16 protein-coding genes are annotated in these 17,784 nt (G+C 68.1%); 5 read left to right on the top strand and 11 right to left on the bottom strand.

The window, feature by feature from the left end; genetic code table 11:
* Nucleotides 1-4: 4 nt before the first annotated feature.
* Entirely contained in the window at nt 5-238 is a 234-nt protein-coding gene (gene nrdH / locus AXK61_RS04415; RefSeq protein ID WP_068744057.1) for a glutaredoxin-like protein NrdH, read from the bottom strand.
* 126 nt (nt 239-364) lie between these two features.
* Nucleotides 365-3,223, bottom strand: a complete 2,859-nt coding sequence (uvrA, locus tag AXK61_RS04410; protein ID WP_068744055.1) for an excinuclease ABC subunit UvrA — start codon at nt 3,221-3,223, stop codon at nt 365-367.
* A gap of 48 nt (nt 3,224-3,271) precedes the next feature.
* Here uvrA and AXK61_RS04405 point away from each other — a divergent pair, with 48 nt between their 5' ends.
* On the top strand, nt 3,272-3,928 hold the full coding sequence (locus tag AXK61_RS04405) for an MBL fold metallo-hydrolase (RefSeq protein ID WP_068744053.1): 657 nt from the start codon (nt 3,272-3,274) through the stop codon (nt 3,926-3,928).
* Nucleotides 3,929-3,933: 5 nt separating this feature from the next.
* On the opposite strand, the gene AXK61_RS24815 is transcribed toward AXK61_RS04405, so the two are convergent.
* Complete coding sequence (locus AXK61_RS24815) at nt 3,934-4,110, bottom strand: hypothetical protein (protein WP_156485567.1); 177 nt, start codon at nt 4,108-4,110, stop codon at nt 3,934-3,936.
* A gap of 58 nt (nt 4,111-4,168) precedes the next feature.
* Between AXK61_RS24815 and AXK61_RS04400 the strand changes: the two genes are divergently transcribed.
* Nucleotides 4,169-4,663, top strand: coding sequence for a MarR family winged helix-turn-helix transcriptional regulator (locus AXK61_RS04400; protein ID WP_068744051.1), 495 nt, complete (start codon nt 4,169-4,171; stop codon nt 4,661-4,663).
* Between the two features lie 144 nt (nt 4,664-4,807).
* Here AXK61_RS04400 and AXK61_RS04395 read toward each other — a convergent pair whose 3' ends face one another.
* On the bottom strand, nt 4,808-5,575 hold the full coding sequence (locus AXK61_RS04395) for an alpha/beta fold hydrolase (protein WP_156485566.1): 768 nt from the start codon (nt 5,573-5,575) through the stop codon (nt 4,808-4,810).
* Nucleotides 5,576-5,777: 202 nt separating this feature from the next.
* Entirely contained in the window at nt 5,778-6,914 is a 1,137-nt protein-coding gene (locus AXK61_RS04390) for an AI-2E family transporter (protein WP_068744047.1), read from the bottom strand.
* Nucleotides 6,915-7,049: 135 nt separating this feature from the next.
* On the opposite strand from AXK61_RS04390, the gene AXK61_RS04385 reads away from it, so the two are divergent.
* Entirely contained in the window at nt 7,050-8,255 is a 1,206-nt protein-coding gene (locus AXK61_RS04385; protein WP_068744045.1) for an FAD-dependent monooxygenase, read from the top strand.
* On the opposite strand, the gene AXK61_RS04380 is transcribed toward AXK61_RS04385, so the two are convergent.
* On the bottom strand, nt 8,223-8,855 hold the full coding sequence (locus AXK61_RS04380; RefSeq protein ID WP_068744044.1) for a TetR/AcrR family transcriptional regulator: 633 nt from the start codon (nt 8,853-8,855) through the stop codon (nt 8,223-8,225). The genes AXK61_RS04385 and AXK61_RS04380 overlap by 33 nt on opposite strands.
* A gap of 70 nt (nt 8,856-8,925) precedes the next feature.
* On the opposite strand from AXK61_RS04380, the gene AXK61_RS04375 reads away from it, so the two are divergent.
* Both AXK61_RS04375 and AXK61_RS04370 read left to right on the top strand, forming a co-directional pair.
* On the top strand, nt 8,926-10,161 hold the full coding sequence (locus tag AXK61_RS04375) for an alcohol dehydrogenase catalytic domain-containing protein (RefSeq protein ID WP_082789214.1): 1,236 nt from the start codon (nt 8,926-8,928) through the stop codon (nt 10,159-10,161).
* A gap of 222 nt (nt 10,162-10,383) precedes the next feature.
* On the top strand, nt 10,384-12,729 hold the full coding sequence (locus AXK61_RS04370; RefSeq protein WP_068744042.1) for a HelD family protein: 2,346 nt from the start codon (nt 10,384-10,386) through the stop codon (nt 12,727-12,729).
* A 12-nt stretch (nt 12,730-12,741) separates the two neighbouring features.
* On the opposite strand, the gene AXK61_RS04365 is transcribed toward AXK61_RS04370, so the two are convergent.
* The 5 genes from AXK61_RS04365 to AXK61_RS04345 all read right to left on the bottom strand — a co-directional run.
* Nucleotides 12,742-13,188: a universal stress protein gene (locus AXK61_RS04365; RefSeq protein WP_068744040.1), complete on the bottom strand. Its 447-nt coding sequence runs from the start codon at nt 13,186-13,188 to the stop codon at nt 12,742-12,744.
* 151 nt (nt 13,189-13,339) lie between these two features.
* Complete coding sequence (uvrB, locus tag AXK61_RS04360; protein WP_068744038.1) at nt 13,340-15,502, bottom strand: excinuclease ABC subunit UvrB; 2,163 nt, start codon at nt 15,500-15,502, stop codon at nt 13,340-13,342.
* A gap of 47 nt (nt 15,503-15,549) precedes the next feature.
* Nucleotides 15,550-16,302 (bottom strand): amino acid ABC transporter ATP-binding protein, encoded by a 753-nt coding sequence (locus AXK61_RS04355; protein ID WP_068744086.1) that lies wholly within the window; start codon nt 16,300-16,302, stop codon nt 15,550-15,552.
* Nucleotides 16,303-16,334: 32 nt separating this feature from the next.
* Nucleotides 16,335-17,252 carry an amino acid ABC transporter permease gene (locus AXK61_RS04350; protein WP_068744036.1) on the bottom strand — a complete coding sequence of 306 codons (918 nt, stop codon included), beginning with the start codon at nt 17,250-17,252 and terminating at the stop codon, nt 16,335-16,337.
* A 7-nt stretch (nt 17,253-17,259) separates the two neighbouring features.
* Nucleotides 17,260-17,784, bottom strand: a 525-nt coding sequence (locus AXK61_RS04345) for an IS5 family transposase (RefSeq protein ID WP_156485565.1), incomplete at its 5' end; no start/stop codon positions are given.

Here is a 17,784-nt window from a genome sequence, read left to right as displayed (position 1 = left end):
CGCCTCAGGCGGCCTGCAGCGCCTTGATCCGGTCCGGCCGGAAGCCGGACCAGTGGTCGGCACCGTCGATCACGACGACCGGCGCCTGGAGGTAGCCGAGCGCGAGGACGTACTCCCGCGCGTCCTCGTCGACGCTGATGTCGACCAGGGTGTAGTCGATGCCCGCCTTGTCGAGCGCGCGGTAGGTCGCGGTGCACTGGACGCACGCGGGCTTGGTGTAGACGGTCACGTTGCTCATGTCTTCAACACTACATCTAGTGTCACATACGTGCAATTCACACAAGATGCTGTGGATTGCGTTCCACAGGCGTCCACAATCGCTCCACCGCGCATCCACAGGACCATCCCCAAGCGGGCGGCGTCCCTACGTGGCCAGAACCTCTTTCAGGAAGGTGCCTGTGTAGGAATCAGGAGCCGCGGCCACGTCCTCGGGTGTGCCCTGCGCGACGACGGTGCCTCCCCCGCTGCCGCCCTCGGGGCCCATGTCGATGATCCAGTCGGCGGTCTTGATCACGTCCAGGTTGTGCTCGATCACGATCACCGAGTTGCCCTTGTCCACCAGCCCGTCGATCACCAGGAGCAGCTTCGCGATGTCCTCGAAGTGCAGGCCCGTCGTGGGCTCGTCCAGGATGTAGACGGTGCGCCCGTTGGACCGCTTCTGCAGCTCCGCGGCCAACTTCACGCGCTGGGCCTCTCCGCCGGACAGTGTGGTGGCGGGCTGACCGAGCCGCACGTAGCCGAGCCCCACCTCGACCAGCGTCTTGAGGTAGCGATGGATCGACGTGACCGCCTCGAAGAAATCGGCCGCCTCCTCGATCGGCATGTCCAGCACCTCGGCGATGTTCTTTCCCTTGTAGTGCACCTCGAGCGTCTCGCGGTTGTACCGCGCGCCGTGGCACACCTCGCACGGTACGTACACGTCCGGCAGGAAGTTCATCTCGATCTTGATCGTGCCGTCGCCCGTGCAAGCCTCGCACCGGCCGCCCTTGACGTTGAACGAGAACCGTCCCGGCTGATAGCCGCGGACCTTCGCCTCGGTGGTGGCCGCGAACAGCGTCCGGACCTTGTCGAACACGCCGGTGTACGTGGCCGGGTTGGACCGCGGCGTGCGCCCGATGGGCGACTGGTCGACGCGCACCAGCTTGTCCAGATCGTCGAGACCGGTCACCCGGCTGTGCCGTCCCGGCACCTGCCGGGCACCGTTGAGCTTGTTCGCCAGAACGGTGGCCAGGATGTCGTTGACCAGCGTGGACTTGCCCGAACCCGAGACGCCGGTGACCGCGGTCAGCACGCCCAGTGGAAACGCCACGTCGATGTTCTGCAGGTTGTGCTCGCGCGCGCCCACCACCTTGATCTGCCGCTTCTTGTCGATCGGCCGGCGCACCGCGGGAACCGGCAGCGCCCGGCGCCCCGCCAGGTACGCGCCGGTGATCGACTCCTTGTTCTTGAGCAGCGCCTTGTACGTGCCGCTGTGCACCACCTTGCCGCCGTGCTCGCCGGCGTACGGACCGATGTCGACCACCCAGTCGGCCATGCGGATGGTGTCCTCGTCGTGCTCGACGACGATCAGCGTGTTGCCCAGGTCGCGCAGGCGTATCAGGGTGTCGATGAGGCGGCGGTTGTCGCGCTGGTGCAGGCCGATCGACGGCTCGTCGAGCACGTACAGCACGCCCGCGAGGCCCGATCCGATCTGCGTGGCCAGCCGGATGCGCTGCGCCTCGCCTCCGGACAGTGAGCCCGCGGCCCGCGACAGCGACAGGTATTCCAGGCCCACGTCCAGCAGGAACGCGATGCGGGCCTGCACCTCCTTGAGCACGCGGCCCGCGATCGCGGCCTCGCGCGCCCCGAGCTTCAGGTCGGACAGGTAGTCCGCGCAGTCCCCCACCGACATCGACGCGACATCGGAGATGGACTTCTCCCCGAACCGGGGGTGGTCCAGCGTGACCGCCAGGATCTCGGGCCGCAGCCGGGCGCCCGAACACGCCGGACACGGCACGTCCCGCATGTAGCCCTCGTACCGCTCCTTCATCTGCTCCGACTCGGTGGACTCCAGGCGGCGGTGCAGGAAGGGCATCACGCCCTCGAACTCGGCGTAGTACGAGCGGGTGCGGCCGTACCGGTTGCGGTACTTCACGTGCACCTGGTGCTCGGACCCCTCGAGCACCGCCTTGCGCGCCTTGGCCGGCAGGTCCTTCCAGGGGGTGTCGAGGTCGAAGCCCATCGCGTCACCCAGCCCGGACAGCAGACGCAGGAAGTACTCGGCGCTCTGCCCCACGGACCACGGCGCGATCGCACCCTCGGCGAGCGTCATCGTGGGGTCCTGGATCACCAGCTCCGGATCGACCTCCTTGCGCACGCCGAGGCCGTCGCACTCCGGGCAGGCGCCGTACGGCGAGTTGAACGAGAACGACCGGGGCTCGAGATCGTCCACCGCGATCGGGTGGCCGTTCGGGCACGCCATCTTCTCGGAGAAGCGCCGCTCCCGCTCCTCGTCGTTCTCCTCCCGGTCCACGAAATCGAGCACGACGATGCCGTCGGCCAACCGCAGGGCCGTCTCGATCGAATCGGTGAGCCGCTGCTTGGCCGTGGACTTGACCGCGAGCCGATCGACCACGACCTCGATGTCGTGCTTCTCCTGCTTCTTCAGCTTCGGCGGCTCGCTGAGCTGGTACACCACCCCGTCGATCCGGGCACGCGAGTAGCCCTGCAGCTGCAGCTGGTTGAACAGGTCCACGAATTCGCCCTTGCGGGTACGGACCACAGGCGCGAGCACCTGGAACCGCGTGCCCTGCTCCATCTCCAGCACCTGGTCCACGATCTGCTGCGGGGTCTGCCGCGCGATCACCGAGCCGCACTCGGGACAGTGCGGCGTGCCGGCGCGCGCGTAGAGAAGTCGCAGGTAGTCGTACACCTCGGTGATGGTGCCCACGGTCGACCGCGGGTTGCGGTTCGTGGACTTCTGGTCGATCGACACCGCGGGCGAGAGCCCCTCGATGAAATCGACATCGGGCTTGTCCATCTGACCCAGGAACTGCCGCGCGTACGCGGACAGCGACTCGACGTAGCGCCGCTGCCCCTCCGCGAAGATCGTGTCGAACGCGAGGCTCGACTTGCCCGAGCCGGAGAGGCCCGTGAACACGATCAGGCTGTCGCGCGGGAGATCCACATCGATACCCCGCAGGTTGTGTTCGCGCGCGCCGCGCACGATCAGGCGATCAGCCACCGTCGTCCTTCCGTTCGAGCTTGCAGGCCCACAGACGGGCCCCGATCAATGCTATGCAAGCCCACTGACAAGTTTTTCGCGCACGGTAACGTGAGGCCCGTGACCACCACGATCAATCAGATTTCCGTCGGCGGTATGGACAACAACGTGTACCTGGTGAGTGATTCCGCCGGGCGCGCTCTCCTGGTCGACGCGGCCAACGAGGCCGATCGGATCCTCGACTTCGCGCGGGATACCGGCGCGGTCGAGCTGATCGTCACCACCCACCGCCACCTGGACCATTGGTACGCGCTCGCAGAGGTCCGCGAGGGGCTGGGAGTGCCCGCGGTAGCCGGCGTCAACGACGCCGCGGGCATCGACGCCCCCACCGACCGCACACTGTCCGACGGCGAGGTGCTTACCGTGGGCCGGCTCGTCTTCGACGTGATCGAGCTCGTCGGGCACACGCCCGGGTCGATCGCCCTCGCCCTGCGCCCCGAGTTCGACGGTGCCCCCGTCCACCTGTTCACGGGCGACAGCCTGTTCCCCGGCGGCGTGGGCAAGACCGGCTCCCCCGAGGACTTCGGCAGCCTCCTCACCGACGTGACCGCCAAGCTGTTCGACCGGTACGACGACGACACAGTCGTCCATCCCGGGCACGGCAAGGGCACCACCCTGGGGGCCGAGCGCCCGCATCTTCAGGAGTGGCGCGAACGCGGCTGGTGACCCGCCTACTCGGCGGTCTTGTCCTTCTTTCCACCGCGCCCGGTGACCCAGGAGATCAATTCCCCGAGGGCACCGTCGAGCGCGGATCGCCCGCGCTTCACGGAGTCCCTGCCCGTGATCCAGGACAGGCCGCCACCCAGGGCGGAATCGACGGCGGACCGCTGCTCGTCGCGTGCAGTCATGGTGTTCTCCTCGATTAGTCGACTTCATTGTTTGATAGTCAAACACTACACTGATCGAATGACACCTGTCGAGGACGAGCGCTCGGAGCGCGAACGAGCGATCGGCCGCTGCATGGCCGACCTGCAGGCGGCGATCGACGCCGACGATCAGGCCCTCGCAGACCACCTGGGCATCGGGCGAACGGACCTCCGCTGTCTCGACACGGTGTTCCGCCGAGGGCCGCAGCCCGTCCGACAGCTGGCGCGGATCCTGGGCCTCACTCCCGGTTCGGTCACGACGATGACGGACCGCCTCGTCGCCGCCGGGTACGTCCACCGCGTGCCGGATCCGACGCACGGGCGGCGGGTGCTGGTAACCCCCACCTCCCGCGCCGTCGAGATCGTCACCGAGCTGTTCGAGGACAGGGTCGCTGAGGCGCACACCGCCCTCGAACGGTTCGACGATGCCCAGCTCGCCGCGATCCACGAATTCCTCGCGCAGAGCGTCGCACGGCACGAGACGTCGGCGACCGAGTTGCGCAGCAGGGCACCCCTGCGCCCTCCAGACAACTGAATACCCGAACCGCAGCGGGCGACATCGACGGATGCGCATGAACGAACACATGCACGCATCCACCGGCATTCTTTCGAATCGCATGGGCAGTTCGACAGGGTTCGCAATCGGCTCCGTGTCCGGGCAACTGGTGACCGGCGAGCGTCAGCCCGCGCAGAGAAACGTCAGGGCCGGTTCGTAGAAGCGTTCATCGACGTCGAGATGCCCCGCACCGTCGTGCACCGTCACGGTGATCCGCTCTGCGGAGTCGGGCTCGCGCGCGGCCAGCGCGGCCCGGAACGCCATCGCGTCGTCGGCGGGCACGTGCCGGTCGGCGCTGCCGTTGTGAAAGGCGATGGCGAGGTCGCGGCGCAGGTACCGATCGAGATTCGCCCTCGGATTGAGCGCGTCGCAGAACCACTGGGCGTAGCTGTCGGCGTGTCCTTGATCAAGGAGTCGAGTGGGGTCGTCGAGCAGACGCATGTGCGGTCGCGTCCAGTCCGGCGTGGACGCCAGGGCACACACTCTCCGGACACGGGGATCGATACCGGCCAGCGCGACCGCAACATCGCCACCCATCGACACGCCGCCTGCGACGACCGGACCGTCGGCACCCGACCGCTGCAGGGCCCAGTCGACGACTCGCAGTGCTTCCAACGTCGTGCTTCCGAGCAGCGGCCACATCCGGGTACGAAACGAGTCCAACACCGATCGGGCGAACCCCCACGGATCACCGCCCCCTCGCCGGCCGTGCGCCGGAGGGTCGAAGCTCACCGCGAACATTCCCGCGTCAGCCAGGCGTTCGAGCTGCGGAGAGGTCTTCTCAGCGGATCCGCCGAGATGGCTGAGCCACAGGGCGACCCCAGTGGGATCCCCTGATGGCGCCGCCGCCAGTACCGGAATGCCCTCGACCTCGTCTTCGCGCGGGCTCACGACTGGCCCGCTGCGCGCTGCCGAGTGCACAGGGCCACCTGCTGAACGCGGGAGTCGATGAGCCGTCGGTACATCTGCTCGAGCTGGTTGTCGTCCATTGTGCGAATCTCCTCAAGGTCGACGGTGTCCGTGGTGCGCATCGGCGCGCTGAGCCGTCGGCGACGATCAGCTACGACGTGCGTTGATCGCGGCGTACGCCGGACTATTCGTCCGGATCGAGCACGCCTTCCTCTTCGAGCTCCTCCTCGATCTCGTGCGAGTCGCCGGTCAGCGCGCGAATGGCGGTGTTGAGCACGGCGACCAGAGGGACCGCGAGGAGCGCTCCGATGATCCCGCCCAGGACCAGCCCGGCCGCGATGGCGAGAACGACGGCGAGCGGGTGCAGTCGCACCGCCCTCCCCAGCAGGAGCGGCTGCAGGACGTGCCCCTCGAGCTGCATGACCGCGACGATGATGCCCAACGCGATGAGCGCGTAGACGGGCCCCTTCGCCACCAGCGCGACGAGGACCGCGATGGTGCCGGTCGCGAACGCACCGATGATCGGCACGAACGCGCCGACGAAGACCAGCGAGCCCAGCGGCAGCGCGAGCGGTACCCCCATGATCGCGAGGCCGATCCCGATGCACAGACCGTCGACCGCGGCGACGGCCACCGTCGCCCGGACGTACCCCACGAGCGAGGCGAAACCGAGACGGCCGGCCTCGCGCACCTTCTCCCGACTGCCGCGAGGGATGACCCGTGTCACGAACCGCCAGATCCCCGTGCCGTCGTAGAGGAAGAAGATGAGCGTGAACAGCATCAGCAGGCCGCCGGTGACGATCTCGCCGGCGGTGGTGGCGGTGGTCAGTGCGCCTGATGTCAAGGCCGACTGATTCTTGTGCACCGCCTCCACCAGCGAATTCGAGATGGAGTCGATCTGGTTCTGCCGCAGGTGCAACGGGCCGTCCGTGATCCAGCCCTGGATCTGTTTGATCGACGCGGCGACCTGGTCGGTCAACAGTGGCACGCCCTGGACGACCCGGTCGATGACGAACGTGAGGATCCCCGCGACCATGCCGATCGCGAGGATCAACGACAGGGCGACGGCGAGGGACCGCGGAACGCCCAGCCCCTCCAGCTTGTCCACGAGCGGCCGCAGGAGCGCGGCCCCGAGCAGCGCGAGGGCGCACGGGATCACCACGGATTGCAGCCGTTCGGCCACCATGAGCAGCGCGTACAGCGCGAACCCGATCACCACGAGCCGCCACGACCAGGACGCGGCCGCCCGAACCGACGGCGGCACGGTGTCGGAACCGGTCCCGGGCCGCGACTGATCCGTCGCCGGAGACTTCGCGGTCATCGTCGACCGCGGGGAGTTCTGATCTGCGCCATGGCCATCTCTGAAGCCTAGCTGCACGTGGCCCGCCCACCGGAATACGGAAGTACGATCCGGCAATGATCCGGCAGCGATCCGGACGAGCGAGCAGGGGGCGGTATGAGCGGTGTCAGGGTGTTGATCGCCGGCGCGAGCATCGCCGGACCGGCACTGGCGCACTGGCTGGCCGAGCGCGGCGCCGAGGTCACCGTCGTCGAACGCTCCCCCGGACTACGGCCGGGCGGTCAGGCCGTGGACGCCCGCGGGGTGGCCAAGGAGGTCATCCGGCGGATGGGGCTCGACGATCCCGTCCGCGCGGCCCGCACCCCCACGGCGGGCGCGCACTACGTCGACGCCGATGGCAACGTGCTGGAGACCTTCCGTGCCGATGACGACGGCGGCGACGGCTTCATCGCGGAGATCGAGATCCTCCGCGGCGACCTGTCGCAGGTGCTCCACGACGCGACCCGCGACCGCGTCGAGTACCTCTTCGACGACCGGATCGCGGAGCTCACCCAGGATGCGACCGGCGTCGACGTGACCTTCGCCGGCGGAGACCGCCGCCGGTTCGACCTGGTGATCGGCGCCGACGGCCTGCACTCGTCCCTGCGCGCCCTGGTGTTCGGCCCGCACGAGCGGTTCCTCCGCCACCTCGGCCACGTCCTCGCGTTCTACACGGTGCCCAACGAGTTCGGGCTGGACGAGTGGCTGATCGAGTATCAGGAAGCCGGACGGTCCGCCGGCCTGCGGCCCATCCACGACGCCACCCGGGCGATGGCGATGTTCTCCTTCCCCGCCGAGGATTTCGACGTCGACCACCGCGACATCGCCGCCCAGAAGAACCTGCTGCACGAGCGGATGGCTGGCCACGGCTGGCTCACCCCGCAGATCCTCGCGCACGCCGACGACTCCCCCGATTTCTACCTCGACCAGGTGGCCCAGGTGGTGATGGACCGCTGGTCGAACGGGCGGGTGGCGCTGCTCGGCGACGCTGCGTTCAGCTCGTCGCCGCTGTCCGGTCAGGGCACCGGCCTGGCGCTCGTCGGCGCGTACGTCCTGGCCGGCGAGCTCGCTACCGCCAAGTGGAATCCGGACACCGCGTTCGCCCGGTACGAGCAGCGGATGCGTCCGTTCGTCGAGGCGAACCAGGAGATCGCCCGGCTCAACGCGGCGAGCCGCGACCCCGACGCGCCGGCCGTGCAGCCCGAGGACTGGGACATGTCGCTGATCGAGCGCGCGATCAACGGCATCGACCTGCCCGAATACACCGGGACCTGCCCGGTGAGCACAGATTCAGCTCCGCGGCAGTCGCTCCAAGACGGCTGACACGAGCACGAAGGACGACTCCACCAGATCGCGCTGATCACCCGCGCGATCGGTGAGCAACCATTGCCGCGCAATGGTCGTCACCGCACCGACGATCCCCGCCGCGAGGAGGCGAAGGGTGGCGGCCGAGAGCGACGATTGGGCGAAGCTCGTCCACGCGAGCGCCTCGACCGACGCCGCGAACACATCGGTCTGTTCCGAGTACGCCGCATCGATCGCCGGCCCGACACCGAGGATCTCGAGCAGGGTGATTCGGGCCCGCCTCGGATCGTCCGCGATAGCCCCGAAGTAGCCGACGAGCGCGGCGCGCAGTCGCGCATCAATGGATTCGTCCGCGCCCGATGCGGCGCGGACCATCGCGTCGTGGATCTCGCCGGCGCAACGCTCGTAACAGGCCAACAGCAGCATCTCTCGGTCGACGAACGACTCGTAGAAGTACCGCTTGGACAACGACGCGGCGGCACACACGGCGTCGACGGTGGCGGACCGGTAGCCGACGGTGCCGAACACCTCGACCGCGGCATCGAGGATCCGGGTACGCCGGTCGTGCACGCGCAGATGTCTCGGCTCGCCTCGATAGTTCCTGGAAGTGTCCGCCATGAAGACATCTTGACACGCGACAGTTCCTAATTCATTCTGAAACCACGCCGTCTCAGAATGAGGTTCGACCATGGAGTCACCCCAAGCCACCGACCGGCCGATCCGCGCGCGCACCGCGATCGGGCACTACGCGAGGATGCTCACGCCCGATGCGACTGAGCTGACCCGTCTGGGCCTCGAACGCGGGCGCGAGCAGCGTCAGGAACGCGTCATCCAGTCGATCCGAGGCCTGCGACGCCGGAAGACGATGCGCGCCTTGGTCGCGCGCCCCGGCGGCAATCTCGCCTGGGAATCGGCGCCCGCGCCACAGCCGCCAGATCCGGCCGCTGCAGTGGTTCGCCCCGTCGCTGTGGCCACCTGCGACCTCGACCGTGCAATGATGCTGGGTCGCACCCCGTTCCCGCTACCGATGCAGATGGGTCACGAGTGCGTCGCGGAGGTCGTCGAAGCAGGTGGCGACGTTTCCTCAGTCGCTCCGGGCGACCTGGTCGTCGTCCCCTTCCAGATCAGCTGTGGGAAGTGCACCCCCTGCGCGTCGGGGCGACCAGCCAGTTGCCTGACGGTGCCGCCGGGATCGATGTACGGGTTCGGGTTCGGAGGCGGCCTGTACGGCGGCGCGCTCGCCGATCTGATGACCGTCCCCTTCGCGGACGCGATGTTGGTGCCGCTGCCCCCCGGGGTCGAACCCGCCATCGCCGCGAGCGCCGCGGACAATCTGTGCGATGCGTACCGACAAGTGGCGCCGTACGTACCCGGCATCATCGCGGAGGACGCGGACGCCGACGTTCTCATAGTGGCGAGGCTGAGCCGACGCGATCCGTTCACCGCGAAGACCCCGCTCTACGCCGCCATGATCGCGCGCGCCCTGGGCGCGCGCCGGATCGGCATCGTCGACGCGCGTCCCGCGGTCCAAGATCTCGCCCAGACACTCGGATTCAACGCACTCGACCCGAAGGACCCACGATCGTGGCCCGAGGCGCCCCTGGCGATCGACGCGACGGGAAGCCCGTCCGGTCTACGGAAGGTGATGCGACGCACCGCTCCCGACGGAACATGTGTGTGCACCTATTCGCTTCACCGGCGCGTGTCTCTACCTCTTTCCGCGTCCTACGCCCGGAACATCACCCTGCGGGTGGGACGCACACACGTGCGCACGCTCCTCCCCGATGTATTGGCCCTCATCTCGTCCGGAAGCATCGACCCGTCGGCCGTCACCACCGCGACCGGTACCTTCGACGAGGCGCCCGCGGCACTCCGCGCACACTGCTCCCCGAGCGCCGTGAAAACGGTCTTGACGGTGTCGTGACCACGTCCTCACCCGTCCGTGGACTCGACAACGCCCCGACCCTCCAGCATCACTTCACGCCAGCGGGATGCCGCACGCCTGTGCCGAACGCCACCCGATCGGGTGGGCCGCGCCGCCCGCAGTGTGTGATTCGCGACTGGTGGTGGCCTCCGACGAGATGTCGTGGAGAATGGTTGGTCTGATTTCCCCGCGACTGACTTCACGACGCCTACGAGGAGCACCGTGCCGACCGACTCCGTCGATTCCCTGCTCTCCGAGGAGCAGGAACACCTCGATCGCGTGTACGCCCGGATCGACGCGATGCGCACCACCGCCAACCGCCGCCGGGCCGACAACCTGCAGGAAGTCGGCGAGAACCCGCAGGAGATCTCCGAGCGCGACTCCTACCACCAGCTCTACACCGACGACATCGCCAAGTACGACGCCGCCGAGCAGAACCTCTACTTCGGTCGCCTCGACATGAACGAGGCGGACGAGGCGGACGGCGCCCAGGACACGATCCGCCGGATCGGCCGCATCGGCGTCCTCGACGACGACGAGGACCTCTCGACCCTCCTGCTCGACTGGCGCGCGCCGCTCGCGCGCCCCTTCTACCTCGCCACGCCAGCGCAGCCGGAGGGCGTGAAGGTCCGCCGGCACGTCCGCACCCGCGGCCGCGACCTCACGAACGTCGTCGCCGAGCGGCTCACCCTCACGGGCGACCCTCACGATGCCGGGCCCGACGGTGCCGCCCCCGCCGGCCGGGGCCTGGGTTCGAACGTCGCGGGCGAGTCCGCTCTGGTCGAGGCCCTGAACCGGGCCCGCACGGGGCAGATGGCCGACATCGTCGAGACGATCCAGCGCGAGCAGGACGCGATCATCCGCTCCGAGCACCGCGGCGTTCTCGTCGTGCAGGGCGGGCCCGGCACGGGCAAGACCGCCGTCGCGCTGCACCGCGCGGCCTACCTGCTGTATACGTACCGCCAGAACCTCTCGCGCACGGGCGTTCTCATCGTCGGCCCGAACGAGACCTTCCTCAACTACATCAGCCAGGTGCTGCCCAGCCTGGGCGAGACGGGCGTGCTGCTCAGCACCGTCGGGGACCTGTACCCGGGCGTCGTCGCCACCCTGGAGGACTCGGCGGCCGCGACGCGCCTCAAGGGCTCGCCCGCCATGCCCGAGGTGTGCAAGCAGGCGGTGCGCGGCTGGCAGACGGTGCCCGATGAGCCGATCGTCCTGAAGTTCGACGGCTACCCGCTGACCCTGGACAAGAAGATCGTGACCCGGGCGCGTGGCCGCGCCCGCTCCTCGCGGCGGCCGCACAACACCGCCCGCGCGATCTTCCGGCAGTCCGCCCTGGACGCGCTCGCGGCGCAGCACGCCGCCACCATCGGATCGTCGGTGGTGGACAACACGATGCTGCTCTCGCGCACCGACATCTCGGACATCCGCGACGAGCTCGCCCAGGACCGGGAGGTGCTCGGCGCCCTCGACCAACTGTGGCCGGCGCTCACCCCGCAGCGCGTCCTGACGGAGCTGTGGCGGGACGCGGACCGTCTGGCCGAGGCCGCGCCCGACCTCACCGACGCCGAACGCGCCGAACTACTCCGCGAGCCGACCACCGGCCCGAACGGCAAGCCGGCGTTCTCCCCCGCCGATGCGCCCCTGCTCGATGAGATCGCGGAGCACCTGGGCGATGACGACGTCGACGCGGACGAGGCCGAGCGCCTGTGGCGGCAGCGGCTCGAGGAGGCACAGGAGGCCCTCGACATCCTGACCGGTTCAGCGCCACAGGATCTGGACGACGAGTTCGACGCCGAGATCCTGATGGCGTACGACCTGATCGACGCCGAGCAGCTGGCCCAGCGCCAGACGGTCCGGGAGTTCAACACCACCGCCGATCGCGCTCGCGATGACCGCACCTGGACGTTCGGGCACGTCATCGTCGATGAGGCGCAGGAACTTTCGGCCATGGCATGGCGAATGCTGATGCGGCGCAGCCCGAACCGATGGATGACCCTGGTGGGCGACACCGCCCAGACCGGCGACGCCGCGGGCACCACCAGCTGGGGCGGGGCGCTCGACCCGTACGTGCCCGGCCGGTTCACCGTCGCCGAGCTCACCGTGAACTACCGCACACCCAAGGAGATCATGGATCTCGCCGCCGTCGTCCTGGCCGAGATCGACCCCACGCTGGCCCCGCCCACCTCGGTCCGGTCCGGTGCCGAGCCGCCGCACCTCGTCAGGGTCGACGGTGCCGACACCGCCGACCTGATCGAGGCCGTCCGCGACGCGATCCCCGACGACCCCGACCGCCTGACGGCGGTGCTGGCACCGTCGACCCTGGTGGCACCGCTGCGCCGCCTGACGGCCCCGAACGTGCGAGTGATGGGGGTGCGGGATTCGAAGGGCCTCGAGTTCGACCACGTAATCGTGGTGGAGCCGGGCTTGATCGTGGGCGAGCCCGCCGAGGTGGAGTTCGACCGCGGCATGCGCGATCTGTACGTGGCCCTGACACGAGCGACCCAGACGCTGACCGTGGTCACGTCCGGGTCGCTACCGCGCGCTCTGCGCGCCCTGGAGGCCTGACGCCTCCGCTTGTTACGTCGTGTGAACGATCAGGATGTCCACCGAGGTCTTGCGGGCGGCGTCCGACGGCACCGAGCCGAGCAGGCGACCGGTGAGCGAGTTCATGCCCTTGTTGCCCACGACCAGCAGGGCAGGCTCGGGCAGCGACTTCACCAGGTCCAGCAGCGCCTCGACGGGCTGGCCCTTGATGGCCCGCTTGTCGACGTTCTTCGCGCCCGCTCCGACAGCACGGCCCTCGGCCGTGCGCAGCATGTCGTTGACCGGGTTCGCGCCCTGCAACTGGTACGCCTCGTCACCCAGGATGTCGGCGGCGGCGGGATCGGCCGCCTCGCTCGGCAGGTATGCGCAGGCGATCACGAGCTGGGTGCTGTCGCTGGACAGCGCGGCGGCGCGCTCCACGGCGCGCAGCGACGACTCCGAGCCATCAGTGCCGACGACGATCGTGCTGTAGCCACTCATCGAGTCTCCTCTTTCTCTAGATTTCTCTAGCGGATCTCACCGGGTTGGAAGACCCGGCACACTTCTCCGACACAATATCCCGATCCCGTCCCGGAACAGGCCTTTTGCGGCGGGGAACACACCGGGTGGTGCAAATCACCGACTTAGCTGGTCATTGCAAGCCTGCCGCGTCCATTCCGCGGAGCTCCTTCTTCAGATCGGCGATCTCGTCCCGAATCCGGCCCGCCAGCTCGAATTGCAGCTCCCTGGCGGCATTCATCATCTGGTCGGTGAGCTCCGAGATGAGGTCGGCGAGCTCAGCGCGCGGCATCGACTTCACGTCCTCGCCCTCGTACATCCCTGCACTGACCGCGGACACGGACCGGAGCTCGCCCTGCGCCCGCCGCCCGCGCGAGGCGTTGCGGCCGGACCCGCCGATCGCCTGCTCCGTATCGTCCGCCTCCGTGTACACCTGATCCAGGATGTCGGCGATCTTCTTGCGCAACGGCTTCGGGTCGACCCCCATCCTGGTGTTGTACGCGACCTGCTTCTCGCGGCGGCGCTCCGTCTCCTCGATGGCGGTCCGCATCGAGTCGGTCACCTTGTCGGCGTACATGTGCACCTCGCCCGAGACGTTGCGGGCCGCGCGCCCGATCGTCTGGATGAGCGAGGTCGTGGAACGCAGGAAGCCCTCCTTGTCGGCGTCCAGGATGGCCACCAGCGACACCTCGGGCAGGTCGAGACCCTCGCGCAGCAGGTTGATGCCCACCAGCACGTCGTACTCGCCGAGCCTCAGCTGCCGCAGGAGCTCCACACGCCGCAGCGTGTCGATGTCGCTGTGCAGGTAGCGGACCCGGATACCGGCGTCGAGCAGGTAGTCGGTGAGGTCCTCCGCCATCTTCTTGGTGAGGGTGGTCACCAGGACGCGCTCGTCCTTCTCGGAACGCTCGCGGATCTCGTGGATCAGGTCGTCGATCTGCCCCTTGGTGGGCTTGATCACCACCTGCGGGTCCACGAGGCCGGTGGGGCGGATGACCTGCTCGACGAACTCACCCCCCGTCTGGCCGAGCTCGTACTGGCCCGGCGTCGCGGAGAGGTAGACAGTCTGCCCGATCCGCTCCGTGAACTCCTCCCAGGTGAGGGGGCGGTTGTCCACCGCGGACGGCAGCCGGAAGCCGAAGTCCACGAGGTTGCGCTTGCGCGACTGGTCGCCCTCGAACATGGCGCCGATCTGCGGGACGGTCACGTGCGACTCGTCGATCACCAGGAGGAAGTCCTCCGGGAAGTAGTCGATCAGCGTGGCCGGCGCCGAGCCGGCCGCGCGTCCGTCGATGTGCCGGCTGTAGTTCTCGATGCCGGAACAGAAGCCCACCTGCCGCATCATCTCCACGTCGTACTGGGTGCGCATCCGCAGCCGCTGCGCCTCGAGCAGCTTGCCCTGCCTCTCGAACTCCGCGAGCCGCTCCTCGAGTTCGTTCTCGATTCCCTCGATCGCGCGGGACATGCGCTCCGGTCCCGCGACGTAGTGCGTGGCCGGGAAGATGCGCAGGTTGTCGACCTGCCGCACCACGTCACCTGTGAGGGGGTGGAGGTAGTACAGCGCCTCCACCTCATCACCGAAGAACTCGATGCGGATGGCCAGTTCCTCGTACGACGGGATGATCTCCACCGTGTCACCCCGGACGCGGAACGAGCCGCGCGTGAAGGCGGTGTCGTTCCGGCTGTACTGGACGTCCACCAGGAGCCGCAGCAACGCGTCCCTGTCCACCTCCATCCCGACGTCCAGCTGGACCGACCGGTCGAGATAGCTCTGCGGGGTGCCGAGGCCGTAGATGCACGACACCGAGGCGACCACCACCACGTCTCTCCGGGACAGCAGAGACGAGGTGGCGGAGTGCCGCAGGCGCTCCACGTCGTCGTTGATCGAGCTGTCCTTCTCGATGTACGTATCGGTCTGCGCGATGTACGCCTCTGGCTGGTAGTAGTCGTAGTACGAGACGAAGTACTCGACGGCGTTGTTCGGCAGCATGTCCCGAAGCTCGTTCGCGAGCTGGGCGGCCAGGGTCTTGTTCGGCGCCATGATCAACGTGGGCCGCTGCACCTTCTCGATCAGCCACGCCGTGGTGGCCGATTTGCCCGTGCCCGTGGCGCCGAGGAGCACCACGTCCCGTTCGCCCCGCCTGAGGCGACGCTCGAGGTCGGCGATGGCCGTCGGCTGATCGCCCGCCGGCTCGTACTCACTGACCACCGTGAACTCCGACCACGCCCGCTCGATCTCCCCGATCGGACGGTGCTCGGAGTGCGCCACCACCGGTTGCTCTGCCGCGAATGCCATGAGTCCAGCGTAAGCCGAGCCACTGACAAGTTCTTCGGTCCGGCCGCTCAGAGCAGCTTCGAGAGGAAGCTCCTGGTCCGCTCGTGCTGCGGGTTCCCCAACACCTCCGCCGGAACCCCCGACTCCACGACCACGCCGCCGTCCATGAACACCAACTGGTCGGCCACTTCGCGAGCGAACCCCATCTCGTGCGTCACCACCACCATCGTCATCCCGGACGCCGCCAGTTCCCGCATCACGCCGAGGACCTCCCCGACCAGCTCCGGATCGAGCGCCGATGTCGGCTCATCGAACAGCATCAGCTTCGGATCCATGGCCAGTGCGCGGGCGATCGCCACGCGTTGCTGCTGTCCGCCGGAGAGCTGCGCCGGGTACGCGTTCGCCTTGTCCCCGAGGCCCACCCGATCGAGCAGTTCCTTCGCCCGGGCCACGGCGTGCTCCCGCTTCTGTCCCTTCACCTGGATCGGGGCCTCGACGATGTTCTCGAGAGCCGTGCGGTGCGGGAACAGGTTGAAGTGCTGGAACACCATGCCGATGTCGCGGCGTTGCTTCGCGGCGTCCTTGGGACTGAGCTCGTAGAGCTTGTCCCCGTGCTCCCGGTACCCGATGAGGTCACCGTCGACGTACAAACGCCCCGCGTTGACCACCTCCAGGTGATTGACGCAGCGAAGGAACGTGGACTTGCCCGAACCGGACGGCCCGATCAGGCACAGCACTTCACCGCGCCCCACTTCGAGCGATACGCCCTTGAGCACGTGCAGCGACCCGAAACTCTTACACACCTTGTCGGCGACGACCATCGACTCGTTCGTGGTCGACCTCACGTGATCGGTCACAGCTTCCCCTCCGTGGCGCCGGCGGCCTGCGCGTCGGCCAGCGATTGGAGTTGACGTGCAGTGAGCTGCCTCGACACTCCCCTCGAGTAGTGCCGCTCGAGGTAGTACTGGCCCACCATCAGGACGCTCGTCGCCACCAGGTACCACGTGGACGCGACCAACAGGAGCGGGATCGGCTGGAAGTTCACACCCGAGATGTCTCTGGCGCGGCCGTACAGTTCCAGGCTGAACGGGACCGCCGCCACCAGGCTGGTGGTCTTCAGCATACTGATCAGCTCGTTGCCCGTGGGTGGGATGATCACGCGCATCGCCTGCGGCAGCACAGTGCGACGCATCGTCTGGCTCCAGGACATTCCGAGGGCGATCGACGCCTCGGTCTGCCCCTCACCCACGGATGACACACCCGCACGAACGATCTCAGCCATGTAGGCGGCCTCGTTGAGGGCGAGACCGATCACCGCGAACACGAACGCGGCGTTCCACGCCTGGATGTCGAAATGCGCGAACTGCACCACGAACGGGATTCCCAGATCGATGCGCTTGTAGATCGACGGGAACAGTCCCCAGAACACCAGCTGGACGTACACCGGAGTGCCGCGGAAGATCCAGAGGTACACCCAGGCCGTCCAGCGCAGCACGCGATTCGGAGACAGGCGCATGACGGCGAGGGCCACGCCCAGAACGACCGCGATCGCCATGGCGAGCACCGTCAGCGCGAGGGTGTACCCGAGGCCGGACATGATCCGGGTGTCGAACAGGTACTTCGCGTACGTGCCCCAGGCGTACGCGTCGTTGGTGGCAGCGCCGTAGACGAACAGCGCCACCAGAACGATCACGACGACCGCCGCAACCCACTGACCCGGATGCCGCAGGGGGACGGCCTTGATGGGGGCCGGATCGGAATCGACGCTCACGGATCAGCTAGGGCGTGTCTCCCAATAGTCGTGACCATCGCAAGCATGCTTGGAGCACGACCCCGGCCCGGTAGGTGATGGCGAGTTTGTCGTAGCGGGTGGCCAGTCCGCGCCATTGCTTGGTGTCGTTGAATGATCTCTCAACTACGTTGCGGCCCTTGTAGGTATCGGTGTCGAATGTCGGTGGCCGACCACCCGCGGCGCCCTTGCGGCGGCGGGCGTCGATCTCGGTGACCTTCTGCGGAATGACTGCCTTGATACCCCGGCCGGCGAGCATCCGCCGGTTCACGCCACTGGTGTAGGCCCGGTCGGCGACGACCGCGTCCGGGCGAGTGCGGGGACGCCCAGCCCCGCATCTCGGTACCCGAATATCGGCGAGGACCTCGGTGAGCATGGCGCCGTCGTTGCGCTGTCCGCCGGTGACGACCACCGCGAGCGGACGCCCCTGACCGTCGACTGCTGCGTGGATCTTGGTGGTCAGGCCTCCCCGCGAACGGCCGATCCCGTGGCCGGCCGGTTCACGATCACCGCC

Source organism: Tsukamurella pseudospumae, from assembly GCF_001575205.1.
In the GTDB taxonomy this organism is placed as follows: domain Bacteria; phylum Actinomycetota; class Actinomycetes; order Mycobacteriales; family Mycobacteriaceae; genus Tsukamurella; species Tsukamurella pseudospumae.
The sequence above is the reverse complement of the archived record's forward strand: the minus strand, read 5'-3'. Positions and strand labels throughout refer to the sequence as shown.